This is a genomic window from Macrococcus sp. CoH-51_TC_04 (assembly GCF_058188655.1).
Map to the genome: position 1 here is coordinate 19,872 of NZ_JBVGOY010000014.1, position 15,712 is coordinate 35,583.

11 protein-coding genes, 1 pseudogene and 1 riboswitch are annotated in these 15,712 nt (G+C 36.1%); of the genes and pseudogenes, 11 read left to right on the forward strand and 1 reads right to left on the reverse strand.

Going from position 1 to position 15,712, the window contains the following annotated elements; genetic code table 11:
- Positions 1 to 25: 25 nt before the first annotated feature.
- Positions 26 to 1,414 (reverse strand): hexose-6-phosphate:phosphate antiporter UhpT, encoded by a 1,389-nt coding sequence (uhpT, locus tag ACZ2V4_RS10755; protein WP_219493799.1) that lies wholly within the window; start codon positions 1,412 to 1,414, stop codon positions 26 to 28.
- A gap of 181 nt (positions 1,415 to 1,595) precedes the next feature.
- Between uhpT and manA the strand changes: the two genes are divergently transcribed.
- The 11 genes and pseudogenes from manA to ACZ2V4_RS10810 all read left to right on the forward strand — a co-directional run.
- Positions 1,596 to 2,534 carry a mannose-6-phosphate isomerase, class I gene (manA, locus tag ACZ2V4_RS10760; RefSeq protein ID WP_490514858.1) on the forward strand — a complete coding sequence of 313 codons (939 nt, stop codon included), beginning with the start codon at positions 1,596 to 1,598 and terminating at the stop codon, positions 2,532 to 2,534.
- Between the two features lie 67 nt (positions 2,535 to 2,601).
- Positions 2,602 to 2,700: riboswitch (SAM riboswitch) on the forward strand.
- Between the two features lie 53 nt (positions 2,701 to 2,753).
- Positions 2,754 to 4,094: an amino acid permease gene (locus ACZ2V4_RS10765; RefSeq protein WP_490514859.1), complete on the forward strand. Its 1,341-nt coding sequence runs from the start codon at positions 2,754 to 2,756 to the stop codon at positions 4,092 to 4,094.
- On the forward strand, positions 4,078 to 4,965 hold the full coding sequence (gene mmuM, locus ACZ2V4_RS10770; RefSeq protein ID WP_490514860.1) for a homocysteine S-methyltransferase: 888 nt from the start codon (positions 4,078 to 4,080) through the stop codon (positions 4,963 to 4,965). Before ACZ2V4_RS10765 ends, mmuM begins: the two co-directional genes overlap by 17 nt.
- Positions 4,966 to 5,072: 107 nt before the next feature.
- Positions 5,073 to 5,651, forward strand: coding sequence for an immunodominant staphylococcal antigen IsaB family protein (isaB, locus tag ACZ2V4_RS10775; RefSeq protein WP_101141490.1), 579 nt, complete (start codon positions 5,073 to 5,075; stop codon positions 5,649 to 5,651).
- A 118-nt stretch (positions 5,652 to 5,769) separates the two neighbouring features.
- A complete protein-coding gene (locus ACZ2V4_RS10780; protein ID WP_490514861.1) occupies positions 5,770 to 6,660 on the forward strand; it encodes a carbohydrate kinase family protein in 891 nt (296 codons plus the stop codon).
- 122 nt (positions 6,661 to 6,782) lie between these two features.
- Positions 6,783 to 8,426: an N-6 DNA methylase gene (locus ACZ2V4_RS10785; protein WP_490514862.1), complete on the forward strand. Its 1,644-nt coding sequence runs from the start codon at positions 6,783 to 6,785 to the stop codon at positions 8,424 to 8,426.
- Positions 8,426 to 8,956, forward strand: coding sequence for a hypothetical protein (locus tag ACZ2V4_RS10790; protein WP_437790510.1), 531 nt, complete (start codon positions 8,426 to 8,428; stop codon positions 8,954 to 8,956). The genes ACZ2V4_RS10785 and ACZ2V4_RS10790 overlap by 1 nt, the downstream gene beginning before the upstream one ends.
- 92 nt (positions 8,957 to 9,048) lie before the next feature.
- The gene (locus ACZ2V4_RS10795) at positions 9,049 to 10,263 is read left to right on the forward strand and encodes a sigma-70 family RNA polymerase sigma factor (protein ID WP_490514863.1); all 1,215 of its coding nucleotides are present in this window, start codon (positions 9,049 to 9,051) and stop codon (positions 10,261 to 10,263) included.
- Positions 10,263 to 13,478, forward strand: coding sequence for a DEAD/DEAH box helicase (locus tag ACZ2V4_RS10800; protein WP_490514864.1), 3,216 nt, complete (start codon positions 10,263 to 10,265; stop codon positions 13,476 to 13,478). The genes ACZ2V4_RS10795 and ACZ2V4_RS10800 overlap by 1 nt, the downstream gene beginning before the upstream one ends.
- Before the next feature lie 159 nt (positions 13,479 to 13,637).
- The gene (locus ACZ2V4_RS10805; protein ID WP_490514865.1) at positions 13,638 to 15,422 is read left to right on the forward strand and encodes a type I restriction-modification system subunit M; all 1,785 of its coding nucleotides are present in this window, start codon (positions 13,638 to 13,640) and stop codon (positions 15,420 to 15,422) included.
- Positions 15,415 to 15,712, forward strand: a pseudogene (locus ACZ2V4_RS10810) (hypothetical protein); the annotation flags it as partial. The gene ACZ2V4_RS10805 and the pseudogene ACZ2V4_RS10810, both read left to right, overlap by 8 nt.

Sequence of the window (15,712 nt, forward strand, 5' to 3'; positions counted from 1 at the left end):
GTCGAGACGCTTGTCTCGACTTTCATTATTTCATCTTACTTTCTAACTTTCTAATCTTTTTTTCTTCCGCTACAGCAACGATACTTAGTAATATCATACCAAGAATCAGCGCCGCATAGAACACGATAAATACATCCGTCCAGCCATGTAATACATATCCAAAGACATTTAATCCCTTACTTTCTGGGTCAGCGATCATCGCTAAACCAATCTTTGCCATCGAGTCACCGAAGAGGTAACCGAATGTACCAGTCATACCGTTGGCTACACTGATCGCACGTTTCGGTACAAATCCTACGAGAGAGACACCGATCAACAGCTGAGGACCGAATATTAATGCACCAAGACCGAACAATGAGGCATTGACCATACCGACACTTGTCGCATTCTTGTAGAACATTACAACAAACACAATGAGAAACATACACATGATTGCAACGAGTGCACGACGACCTTTCAATAAATCAGAAACGTAACCCCACATCAAGCTTGCAATTAAAGCGCCAATTTCAAAGTAAAAAATAGTATTCACTGCATCTCCTGCATTGAATCCAAGATGCTCAGTCACATATAATGGTGCCCAGTTATCAATACCGATACGCACAATATATACGAATATATTAGAAACACATAGAATCCAGATGATCGGATTCTTAAGGATATATGTCTTGAATATCTCCCACTTCGTCATATCCTGAGATGCAATATTCTCCTCGTCCACAGGTTCTTCGAAGATATCTTCACAGCGATTCCATCCTAACTCTTCAGGATCATCCTTACCGATGAAGAGTGTGACGATACCGATGATTAAAGCGATGATACTAGGGAAGATGAACATCCCGATAACATTACCGTGGAAGAACATGTTCGCACCCCATAATGCAAGACCCCCTGCAATGGCACCACCAATATTATGTGAAGCATTCCAGAAACCGAGATAACGCCCACGCTTTGTTCTTGGTGCCCATCTAGAAATTGTAGAATAACTTGCCGGACCACCGACAGATTGGAACATACCGTTTAATCCCCATAACACAATCAAGAAACCAATCGCTGAACCGAAGTAACTCAGCGTGAAGCCCATAATCAGTACAATGATAGACGACATAATCAATAAGAACGAAATAATACGTTTCGTATTTCTACCATCGATCATATAACCGATTAATGATTTACCAAGGCCATAAGTGATACTGAATGCAAGACCGATGTAACCGAGCTGTAAAGTTGTGATACCAAGCTCTTCTTTTAACATAGGTTGTGCAGCTTTGAAGTTGTTTCGGATTAAATACATTGACATGTAAGCAAAGAATACAACGAAGAAAGCCTTTAAAAATTGTTTACGCCATTCTTTTCTCTGAACAGGAATAGGGATTCCTTTATTAGGAATCTTCTGGATATCAAAAAAGTTCATAAATACGCGCCTCCTTTTATTTGTCTTCAGTGTAATCAATTATGAAAACGTTTAATATACGATAAAATATTATTTTGTCTGAAGGAGTGAACGAAATGAGCCTTCGATGACATAAAATCCTGTAAATATAAAGGATGCCCTCCCTATAATGAAGTTAAATTTATAGGAGAGGTTGAGAGTAATGACATTAATGATACAACCAGTATTCAAAGAACGCATCTGGGGTGGCAGACATTTGAAGGAATTCGGATATGAGATTCCGAATGATAAAACAGGGGAGTGCTGGGGTATTTCAGCACATGAGAATGGTCCGAATATGATTGTGAACGGAGAACATGAAGGCAAGACATTAAAAGAGTTGTGGGAAGAAAACACAGGACTATTTGGCGTTCAAACGACAGATAAGTTCCCACTCCTTACAAAGATTCTTGATGCGAATGATGAATTATCTGTGCAGGTCCATCCAGATGATGCATATGCACAAGTACATGAGAACGGAGAACTCGGTAAGACAGAATGCTGGTATATCATCGACTGCGATGAAGACGCTGAAATCATCTACGGGCATAATGCGAAAGACAAAGCCGAGCTGGAGAACATGATACATGAGGGCAAATGGAATCAACTTTTTAATTCCATTAAAGTCAAACCAGGGGACTTCTTCTATGTACCTAGTGGAACAGTTCATGCAATCGGTAAAGGCATCCGTATATTAGAGACACAGCAGAATTCGGATACAACATACCGCATCTATGATTATGACCGTACGGATAAGGACGGTCATAAACGCGAGCTGCATATTGAGCAAAGTATTGATGTAATTTCTTTTAATGAAGATAATTCAGGCACAGAAGCGGAAGTTACTGAAGTACAGGGAAATGTCATTAGAACATATATCTCTAACAGTTTCTTTACAGTGAAACAGCTACTGATAGAAGACCATTATGAATATAGGAAACACCAAGACTATACATTGATGAGCGTGCTATCAGGTGAAGGAACGCTAACTGCTGACGGACAAGTCTATACAATCAGAAAAGGCGATCATTTTATTCTGACGACTGAAGATAAGGAAATTAAGCTCCAAGGTAAACTCGATATTATTGAGAGTTATGTATAGTATTTAGGCGTATAAATAATGCGTTGACCTTTTGAAAACACTAATGTATGATTAATATCAACTAAATAACTTATACAGAGAGATGGAGGGAATTGGCCCTGTGAAATCTCAGCAACCGGCGTTTGCACGGTGCTAAATCCAACAGGTGATTCCTGAAATATGAGTGTAGACTTTATACCCTTCTTTTTCAGAAGGGTATTTTTTTATGGAGGGATAGATATGTCAAATGGTTTCAGAAGAGGAATGGAAGCACGTCATGTGATGATGCTGAGTTTCGGAGGTGTGATCGGCACAGGGTTATTCTTAAGTACGGGGTACACATTACAGCAGGCAGGGCCTATCGGAACAGTGGTGAGCTACGTCATTGGTGCACTGCTTGTTTATATTGTGATGAAATGCATGGGTGCTCTAGCAGTAGCACACCCCGATGTTGGAGGATTTCATACGTATGCGAATATTTATATTCATCAGTCGATAGGGCATGTCGTTGCCTGGAGCTACTGGCTATGCTGGACGATTGCTCTGGGATCCGAAATAACTGCGGGTGGTATCTTATTTCAGAAATGGTTTCCGGATTTTCCGGTATGGTTGTTCAGTCTGGTATTCATCCTCGTGATTGTCGGGATAAACTTTACGACAAGTAAGATGTATGGTGAAACAGAGTTCTGGCTATCACTGATTAAAGTAATTGCCATCATTGCATTTATTATTATTGGCTTATTAATATTATTCAATGTCGTACCGTCTGACTTAAAGCCGGTCACTTCAAGTGAGAAGCTATTTGATGTACCGAATGGATTATTCGGCATCTTTATTACAATGCTTGCGGTAAACTATGCGTTCAGTGGGACGGAGCTCATTGCGATAGCAGCGGGAGAGACGAAGCATCCTGAGAACGTAATACCGAAAACCATTCGCTCGACAGTATGGAGACTCGGGTTACTATTTATCGGGACCATCGTGATCATGGTCTTACTCTTACCAACGGATCAAGCGAGCTTACTCGAAAGTCCATTTGTTTCGATATTGGATAGCGTCGGAATTCCTTATGCCGGAGATATTATGAACTTCGTTATATTGACGGCATTGCTGTCAGCAGCAAATTCAGGACTTTATGCATCCAGCAGAATGTTATGGAGCCTATCAGAGCAAGATAATGTATTACCAATCGCAAGAAAGCTGAATAAGAACGGTATGCCGGTTAACGCGACAATCATTAGTTTAGCTGGAGCATTACTCAGCCTGTTATCAAGTGTGATTGCACCGACGATTGTCTATTTAGTACTGGTCTCTGTTGCAGGATTTGCCGTAGTCGTTGTATGGATGAGCATCTGTGTGGCGAGGTTCAATCAATTAAGAAGAGAAGGTGTTACACAACGTACAGCATATATCCTACCGGTAGCAGGATTTGCATTATGTCTTATTTCTACAATCGGCGTACTCTTTGACCCGAACCAAAGACTTGCGACACTGATTGGATTACCATTCTGTATTATCGTCGGACTAATTCATTATTTCCTGAAGAAGAAAGGAGCACATATTCATGCAGCTACGAGATAAGTTACAGCAAGACATCGTAATATTAGACGGAGGCTTTGGAACGACTGTAGAACAATTCGGATACGATGTGAAACACGAACTATGGTCATCGAACTTAATTCAGTCCAATCCGGAAGCGGTGTATAAAGTCCATAAAGCATTCGTGGATAGCGGTGCAGAGATTATACTGACCAATACGTACCAGGCATCTGTACAATCATTCTTAAATATTGGCATTGATAAAGAAGCCGCACGCACATATTTAGCGACAGCAGTGGAACTCGCAACGCGTGCAGCAGGCAATCGAGCAATCGTTGCAGGATCACTTGGGCCGTATGGTGCAATGCTCGGTAATGGCTCAGAGTATACAGGGGACTATGAAGAAACTGAAGCTGATTATATTCAGTATCATAAAGAACGACTAGATATACTAATCGAAACAGGTATAAGTGTCTTTGCGTTTGAGACCATCCCTAATATAGAAGAAATTAAAGCAGTGAGAACACTGCTGCTTGATTATCCACATATTGAGGCATGGATTTCAGTGACACTGAAAGATCATGATCATCTGTCAGATGGCACACCACTTGAAGCAGTGATTGAAGTAGTGAATGAGATTGAAAATGTATTAGCATTCGGTGTGAACTGTACAAGCGTGAACGTCATCGATGCAGCAGTGGATAAGTTGATCGCACTAAGTGACAAGTCGTTAATACTCTACCCTAATAGTGGACGTCAATATGATGCAGTTCACAAAGTATGGATTGATCGGGAGGATGCATCGCTTGTTGAAGCGGCACCACGCTGGAAAGAAAAAGGAGTGAAGATCATCGGCGGATGCTGTCAGGTCGGACCGGGGGAGATAAAGGAACTCGGGACTGCTTTAAAATAGAAGTTAATATATAAACAATTAAATATAATAAAGAAACAATAATAGTGTATCTTGATAACCTTATTTTGTATATAATAATACAAAATATACAAAATAAGGAGAATGTCATGAAACGTTTGAGAAATTTATTCATTGCACTGATTGCTGTACTTTCAATAATCAGTATTTCAACACCGGCAAATGCTGCAGGATACTACTATAAGTACAATGGGTATAGTGGTAATAACTATCAATTTGTAAAGTCTAAGGCATTTATTAATGCGGTGAAGAAGGGGAAAGTCACTGTTAATGGAAAGACAGTTGTCAATAAGGTACCTATGGAATCAGTCGACAAATCATCAGAGACAATAATGACGTATAGTCTTGAGAACAAAAAGATTAAATCGAAATATATTCAAAGAAAGTATGATAGCGTATTCTTTCTGAATGATCATCTAAAGACATACGCAATTATAATGCCCGTTAAAAAAGGTAAGATTACGAAACAACAATTTATCAAAATGTATGGTAAAAACTATGCTGAAGTGCAAGTAATCGATAATGAAATAAGTGTATATTACAAATTCAAAAATCATTACTTTGAAGGTGCTTTTAATAAAAAGAATCAACTGATTGCTGTCTCGATGAGTTCGCATATTGGCGGACAATTCGGCAAAGAATTTGAACAAATGATATTTGGGAAATAATATGAAAATGCTGCAGTGTCTATGCTATAGATCTGCAGCATTTTCACTATATCATTTGTAGACACCATCTTAAAAGTTGATAAGTAGTATAATGAAAGAAAAACTTATGAGGTGTGCTATGGACAAATGCTTAATTATTGGATCAACAGTCTGTGACGTAGTGATTAATGTAGATCAGCTACCAACGACAGCAGGTGACGTACATATATCAAATCAGACGATGGCACTTGGTGGATGTGCATACAATGTAGTGTCAGTATTACATCATCTAGGTGTGCCTTATACATTTGTATCCCCTGTGGGCACAGGAATGTACGGGGAGTTTGTCGCACGTGAGCTGGAGAAGCAAGGGATACAAACTGAAGTACGCGTCGAGGGAGAGAACGGATGCTGCTATTGTTTCGTTGAACATCACGGCGAACGTACATTTATGTCACATCATGGTGTGGAGTATACGTTTAATCCACAGTGGTTAGATGGTTTGAATTTAGATGATTACAAGTATGTTTATATATGCGGGCTAGAAATTGAAGAACGTGATGGAGAACAGTTGATTGATACGTTAAGCAATGTTGATGCAACAATCATCTTCGCACCAGGACCACGCGGGAACTTGATTCCTCAAGAACGTATGGACCGCGTGTATCAACTGTCACCGATTATACACTTGAATGAACAGGAGATTAAGGAACAAACAGGGTGTGCTACGGTTGAAGCGGCACTTGAAATGTTGTATGAGAAAACTCATAACAAGATTGTCGTAACACAAGGAGCGCAAGGTGCAATGATATATGACGGTATGGTTACGCATGTACCGGGAGAAATCGTGAGAGTTAAAGATACGATTGGTGCTGGAGACAGCCATGCAGGTGCATTTATATCGAGCCTTGCTAAAGGAATGGATGACACATCTGCACTGACATTCGCAAACAAAGTAGCAGGAGAAGTTGTACAGGTGAGTGGGGTTAATTTAAGTTCAAATAAGTGGGCACTGTTGAAACAGCTATGACTTAGGCAAATTTAACTAAAAAATAAAAAGGTTAAAATAAACCAAATTCATTGACATTCAAAATATGCTGTATTATAGTTGTATTATAAAAGGTTAAAGTTAACCAAAAAGGAGTGTCTTATTTGAAATACGTAAATGAAGTTTGGTCTATATTGGACAGTGCTAGAGGGGCTTCATCTATTAATTCGCTTGATATTATTGATATTTACGATAGATGGCTAAGCGATGGAGTATTTGATGTATCTAATCTCAATATTCGTGATGAAGCGATGAAAGAGAAACTCATCGGATTATTAAAACAAATGTCTAACCAAGAGTTAATTGACTTATTCTATATTGTTAAACAAAATGAACGCGTTTCTGATACGTACGAGTTTAGAGCAGGAGATAGATTAGCACTTGCTATTTTTAAACGATATGCGAATACAAAAGGGACTGTATTAGACATTGCTTCAGGGAGTGCGCAATTTATACGTACCCTGTATCAAGAAGAGGTTGGTAAATCTTATAGTGGCGAAGAGATAAATCCACATGTCGTCAAGATGGCCAGAGTTCTAACACAACTCAGTGGAATTAATAATATAGAGCTTCAGACGATGGACTCGCTTATTAACTGGAATAGCAAGAAGTATGACATGGTCTATTGTAATATGCCGTTTCTTGGCAACATCAAAAGAGAGCTACGTCAAAATTTAAATATTAAAACCGAATATAATCTTGAACGTATCTCGATTTCTGACTGGATCTTCACTTTGCGAGTATTGGAAGCACTGAAAGAAGATGGCGTCGGTATCAGCATTGTCAGAGGAGCGGCATTGAATGCCATACGTGATAAAGAGATTAGAAAGCAACTTGTTCATAAGAAGTGTTTGAAGGCCGTTATTCAATTACCAGCTGGGTTGATGGAACATATACAGATGCCGACATACATGTTAGTGATGACGACAGAACAAAACGAAAAAATTCGTATTATAGATGCCAGCGAAGAATATATTGAAGGTACGAAGCGTAACAAAAAATCACTTAGTAACGATAATATCAATGGTATTGTTGAAGCTTTGGAGACCCATTCAGATATTGGGATTGATATTACAGAACAAGATTTAGAAAAAGTGGAATATAACCTGCACCCGCTTATACATTTAAAAAATGGAGAAAATATGCTTATTAATCCACAGCCTCTTTCTAAGTTAACATCTACATTATTGCGTGGAAGAGATATCAATAAGACAACACTTGATGAAGATAAAGACAAAGTTCCTGCAGGATACTTGTTAAACTTAAGTGATCTAAATGATATCTATATTGATGAGTTAAACCAACCGATCAGCCAGGAACTCTTAGATACTCATAGTAAGATGCTCGTACAAGAAAATGACCTTGTAATTACAAGCCGTGGATCTAAGATTAAAGTTGCTATTATTGAAAAAGCAGTTGCTGAGAAACAAGTCATTGTAAGCTCAAATATTACGATTATCAGACCAAATATGAATAAAATCAATCCTTACTATCTGTTAGCGTATATGAATAGTGAAACGGGAATGAACATGATTGAACGTATGAATACAGGAAGTGTCATCTTTACTATTACTAATAAGAAACTTGCAGATTACCTCATTCCAGTATTATCAGATGATGAGATGGAAATGATTGCAGATGAGATGAAATTAGAGTTAGCTGACTATAAAAGAATGGTAAAAAATATAAAGCGATTTAAAGAAAAACTGCCGACTATCTTTAATAAATTTAATAAGGAGGAATATTAATGCAACTGGAATATGACATGCTGATGGATATGCTGGATGGACTCTTCGAGAGAATTAAGCGTGAAGCCATCATGGAGAACCGTATTGGGAATATAGAATCATTCAAAATGAAATATGAACTTGAAACTGAGAAGGCACGAAATATCAGCTTTAATGAAAAATCTAAGATACTCATTATAGGTCTTAGCAATGGCTCCATTAAGAAGAAGGACATTGATGGTATATTCAAGGCAGCAAGTATTCCAGGACAATTTGAAGTCGTGGCATATGAAGAAGCTACAAACTTTGACCTAAGATTATTGGAGTATTCAACAAAATACTCCGATATCTTTATAGGTGCGATGCCGCATTCAGTTAAAGGCATGGGGAATGAGAGTAGTGGATTGAAGAAATTAAAGGATGGATCGGAAGTTATATATCCTAAGGTACATATCTTAAGAAAAGAAAATAAAGAGCTCGGTATCAATAAAACAAATCTAAAAACAGCGATACAAAAATCAGCATTATTTGAACTGGTGAATGTTGGATAACTTATTATAAATGCGCCAATTTTCTGGATAAAAAAGTGTATAATCAATGTAAGCGGATACACAAAAGGATTAATTGAATCGAGGAATATGATATGAATAAACATGAACTGAAATTGATTGAATTCTTAAATGGTAAATTTCCTGAAAAAAGTATTGATTTAACTTACGAAGAACTGAAAGCTGACTTGGATAAAAACGTTGTTGTAACTGCCCCCTATCTTTATGATAAATTATTCTCTGATTATGATAAAGGTAAGGAATTTATTAACAAATTTGGGTTTCAATTTATCGTTACGGATAATTGTGATATAGAGGAATATGATACTAAGGAATTATACGTCGAAAAGCCAAATAAAGATCAAAATGAGAATTTTGATTTAGCTGCTGCGTTATTAGCAGAAGGTTATATCGCTGAAGATAGCGCTGAATTTATACATAGTAAAACCTTTGAAGACGATTTTAATAAACATAGTATTATATCTTTTGAAAATAATGAAGAATATTTTTCTCAACTTAAAGAGGATGGTGACGATGAAGCATTCGAAAGAATTGTCATCGCCAATCAGCAACTCGTAAAAAAGATAGCACTACAATATTATAATGCTAAGCCTAAAGGAGGACTTGAACTAGATGATTTTATTTCGTTTGGACAGAAAGGACTTCTGAAGGCGATAGAGAGATTTGATATAGAGAGAGGCTATCAATTTTCAACGTACGCAACGCACTGGATTAAACAAGCGATTAGCCGCGGCTATGCAGATGAGAGTCGTATTATCCGTTTACCGGTACATGTCCAAGAGTCTTTGAATAAGATACGTAAAGTGATACGTAATAAAGACTATGATTCTATGCAGCTAATGATAGCAGATATTAAAGCACATAGTGACTTGTCAGAAGAACAAATAGAAAAGCTTTTATTATATGACCATCTATTTAATAAAGCGCAAGTGTCTTTATCTACATATATAGGTGAAGATCAGGATTCTGAAATAGGGGATTTTATAATAGAACCTACTGAAGAAAATCATGCAATGTTTGGTGATGATTTAGTAGAAAATGAAGTCTTTAAAAAGACATTGACTCAATATATCAATGAGTTACTTAATAGTGATTTTAAACCACGTGAAGCAGATGTTATTATCAAGAGATTTGGACTTAATGGAACGAACGTCATGACGCTAGAAGAAATCGGCGAAGAACATGGGGTTACACGTGAAAGAATAAGACAAATTGAGAAAAATGTTCTGAGAAAATTGAGCAGACATCAAGTGATAAATAATTTTAGAGATTATTGGGAGGCAAATTAATGATTAACCACGATTCTAGTTTAAAAAGTTTATACATATTAGAAGGATTTAGTATAAGTGATTTAGAGAAAGAAAGTAATAAGTTATTTGATTTTGAACTCAATGGTTTTTTAGATGAGCATTACGCGGTAGGTAGTGCTGAGAAAAGAAAAATCGTCAGAGAAGTTAGAAACTACGATAAAGAATATGCTTGGGTAACGCCAGAGGAATTCTTTATCTATGGAGAAGTAATACAATATGAATTTGATGAAATCATCATCTTAAAAAATAATATTTATCCTGGAATATATCCACATAACTACGCACTTAAAGATATACATAAGTTCTATGAAAATAATTTTACCAATCCTAAATATAGCGCCACAGATTTTGATGAATTTATTAATGCAATCTATGGTATGGTAATCGAGTTTAACCATCAATACTACGTAATCTATAACGAATTTCTAAGCGAGATTGAAGAGATGACAATTCGCACGGTCTATCATGGTCAACACCCCCTTGAAGTTACAGAAGATGTTAATGCAATCGAATCAAATCAACTCATTGATATTAGTACGGAGCAGTCGAAAGTAATAGAATTAATTGAGAAACTAAGAAATACTACACCAAATTATTATATCATGTTCGCAAATATGGATGAGTATAGTCAAATCCAAGATTACCTTGAAACATTGAATAATGAATTCGATGGACGTATTAAAGTTGTGATCAGTTCTTCTCAAAAGAGAATTATTGCGAGAGAAAATGATTATACACGAATCCTGAAACAATACTGGGGTTATGATGGATTCAAAGAACTGCCATTCTATAAAAACACTACAGCATCTAGAGAAGTAGTTAACATAAGCCAGGCTCAAATTATCGATGATATCGTGAGCCAAGCAGAAAAGGGCATGAATGGAGAACTGCCACGCGACATCTTTATTACGGCATCTACCGGAGCAGGAAAATCATTGATGTTCCAGATTCCAGCTCTGTATTTAGCCGAGCAGTATAAAGATAAAAATCCGATTACAATCGTCATTTCACCACTCATTGGTTTAATGAATGATCAGACAGAAAGCTTAAAGCGAAGAAATATCAAGAATGCTAAGACGATTAATTCTGGCATTTCTCCATTAGAAAAAGAAAAAATTAAAGCAGAAATTAAAGCGGGTAGTATTGACCTTCTTTACATCTCTTCTGAAACATTATTAAGTCGTGGTGATATCGCAAATTTAATAGGTGAACGACCAATTGGACTATTTATTGTAGATGAAGCGCATATTGTAACGACATGGGGTAAAAGTTTTAGACCTGATTATTGGTATATGGGTAGCTATGTATCAAAACTGAGAGCGAATCAGACCTTTCCGATTGTAACGTTTACTGCAACAGCGATAGTCGAAGGTAAAAACAGTATGTTAGATGAAATTAAATCTACATTAAACCTTACATCTGTCATTAAATATATCGGAAGCGTTAAGAAGGATAACCTGCTATTGCAGATATCGAACGTTGAAAAAGAAGATAAGACGAAATTTAAAAATGATGCAATGAAGATAAAAACAGAGTTAACACTTAAAACAGTTAAGGACGCTTTAAAAAAGAATGAAAAACTACTTATTTACTTCCCAACGATTAAACAAATTCACAGCTTCTTAAAATATGTAGATACGAATGCCGAAAGAACAAAAGATAAGATAGCAGTTTATTATGGAAGACTTGCACCTCATGAAAAGGAACTGAATTTCAATGCTTTCTTAAATGGTGAAAAACCCGTTATTTTAGCGACCAAAGCATTTGGTATGGGAATTGATGTACCTGATATTAAAAGAGTCTATCATTATGGTATGACGGGAAATGTGCTAGATTTCGTACAAGAAATAGGTCGTGCAGCGCGTGATCCTAAGATGATAGGTCATGCTAAAGTAGATTATCTGCAAAAAGACTTCAATGAAGTGAAGAAGATGTATGCCATGTCCTCAATCAAAAAATCAGAATTACTCGCAGTGATGGATAAATTAATTAAAATTTATAAAGCGAATCGTTATAAGCGTAACTTAGTAATCAATCCGAAAGAATTTGCACATATATTTGCTAAAGGTGAGACAGAATCATCTAACGATGACCCAGAGAACAAAGTGAAGCTCGCACTTCTTACAATCGAGAATGATTTTAAGAATAACATTAAATATCCACCTATTGTAACACGTCCTGGAGAAGTAAATGGTGAAGATTATATCCTCGTAAACGAGGACTTATTATCTACCATAGAACTTAAGAAGTATGCACCATTCTTTGAATTTGTAGAACATACAAGCGGTGAGTACTATAAACAAGTATATAAATTTAAGACAGGAGAATACTGGAAAAAATATTATGCGGATAGATATTCATATCCTCAGTTTAAGTTCTTTATGGCAATCGGTGATGATGAACTTCAATTTGATAAACTACTTAAGAAACTACCGATTGCATACAACATTACGATTAAAGAAGAAGACGTAAGCGATCTTCAGAAAGAAATACTTGAGATATTAAATCAATGTGAAGAGGCGTTTAGAACATTTGCTGTTAAAGGGAATCATTTTGACGAAAAACAACTCGCTTATCAATTAAGAACAATACTAAAATCCAAATTTAACGAGCAATTCAGCATGTTACTGATAAATAGTTTGTTAAAAGCAAGTGAAGTAAATAAAGTAAGCGGCATCACAGTATTAGCTGATGATAAGTTCAAGATATCGAATACTTATAACGATATATTTGATAAATTACGCTACTATGTAGACAAATTATTCAATAAAGAAATATCAGTTGCAATGCCGCCACAACAATATAGTTATTACATAGTAAGGAATCAGCAAGAAGAGATTAATAACTATACTATTATTCTTGGTTTACTAGAAGGCCTCGGAAAATTAAGCTATCACCTTTCAAGTGGAGAAACACCGACATTATCACTTCGTATCAACTCAGTGTATCCGCTTGAAAACGCCGTAGCTAAGCCGAAGAAGTATACGAATGAAATTTTGAATCATCAATACACTTCTCATAAAATAGGGTTAGCAATGTTGAAATATTTATTTACTAAAGAATTTGATGGAGATAATCTTCAAGATAAGCAGTTGAAACATACACAATGGTTCTGGGAGCAGATAGAGAATTATTTCTTTGGCATCATTCCAGATGAAGTGAGAAATGAAGTGTTTGTGAAGAAAGTAGATTAAAAATAAAGCAGTAATGGTTAATATAGAAACTTGAAGCATCGCTTAGTTTTAGGCGATGCTCTTTTATAAAAACGCTTTTAAAACTATATGTTTTCAGTAGCTATTATTATGCTATATTTATTAATGACAGGATAATTATGTAAGAATGGAGATTATAAAATGTCAGAACAATTAAGAACAAATCAAACAAATATTAATGTACAAAAACAAGCTAATCTTATTTGGAACGTAGCAGATATTTTAAGAGGGCTTTATAAACCCCATGAATACGGAAAAGTTATTATTCCGATGACGGTTATTAAAAGATTACATGACACTTTACTTCCGACAAAAGAAAAAGTATTAGAGGTTAACGAGCAATTTAAAAATGCCAATCAGTCATTTAAAGAAAGTTTCTTAAAAGAAGCATCTGGTTATCAGTTTTATAATACAAGTCTGTATTCATTTGACACACTACTTGCTGATCCAGCCAATATTGAAACAAACTTCCGAGCGTATCTTAATGGATTTTCAGATAATATGCAGGATATTTTAGCGAACTTTAAATTTGATATCGAAATTTCAAACTTAGCGAGCAATGATAAATTATTCTATGTTATTCAGGAATTCAACAAAAAAGAATCATATTTAGGACCAGATAAAGTAACGAGTACAGACATGGGTTATATCTTTGAAGAATTAGTACGTAAGTTCTCAGAAAGCTATAACGAAGAAGCGGGAGCGCATTTTACAAGTAGAGATATCATTTATTTAATGACTGATTTACTATTATCTGAAGATATTGATACTTTGACAAAAGATGATTCGGTAAAAACAGTATATGACCAGACAATGGGAACATCACAGATGTTGTCAGCTATGCAGGAGCGTATTAAAGACTTCAATAAAGAGGCGACTGTAAGAACGTTTGGTCAAGAACTTAACCCTGAGACTTATGCTATCGCTAAATCAGATACGATGATACGTGGTGGGAACCCTGATGATATGGTACTCGGTAGTACATTATCTAAAGATGGTTTCCCAGGTTATAAATTCGATTATTGTATCTCGAACCCTCCATTTGGTATTGACTGGAAATCGGATCAAAATGCCGTTAAAGCAGAACATGAGGAAGGTGAGAATGGTCGTTTCAGTGTGGGATTACCAAAGATTAGTGATGGTCAATTATTATTCCAACTTAATGGTATCTCAAAATTAAAAGAAACAGGGCGTATGGCAATTATACATAACGGATCAGCGTTGTTCTCAGGAAATGCAGGCGGTGGAGAAAGTGCGATTCGTCAATATGTTATTGAAAATGATTGGTTAGAAGCAATTATTCAATTACCAACTGACTTATTCTATAACACAGGGATTTCAACATATATTTGGATTATTACGAAGGATAAATCGCTAGAAAGACAAGGGAAAGTGCAATTAATCGATGCTTCTCATATGTATGAAAAGAGAAGAAAGAACATCGGTAATAAACGTGTAGAGATTAAAGAGTATTGTCGTGAGATGATTGTTAAAGCTTATGGTGAATTTGAAAACAAAGAATATCATTTAGATGACAAGAGAGTGGAATCAAAAATCTTTGATAACGAAGAGTTTGGTTATACAAAGGTAACGATAGAGTCGCCAGAGAAAGATGAAGAAGGTAATATCATCTTGAAAAAAGGAAAGCCTGTAGCAGATAAAAATGCGAGAGATACAGAAGATATTCCGTTAAAAGAAGATATTCAAGAATACTTTGAGAGAGAAGTTATCCCGTTCAATCCAGACGCATGGATGGATCGCAAGAAAGATAAAGTAGGATATGAGATACCATTCACTCGATTGTTCTATAAATACATAGCACCAGAACCTTCAGAAGTAATCGCAGAAAGAATAAAACAATTAGAAGAATCAATTGTTGCTAACTTCGAAGCATTATCTGGCAAAGAGGTGAGTAATGTTGAGTAGAGAAATGAAAGATAGTGGAGTTGAGTGGATTGGAGAAATACCGTCTGGTTGGAAAGTGACCAAACTCAGAAATTGTCTATCACGACCAATTACTGATGGACCTCATGAAACTCCAAAATATACAGAAGAGGGAGTACCATTTCTTTCAGTAAATGCTATTACATCTGATGGGAAAATTAATAGAAATATAGCTAATAAAATATCGAAAGTTGATTCTAAATTGCAATTACAAGTTAGCCACCCTGACAAATCTAGTTCATATAGAATCCTAGGGATTCACTCAGTATGTT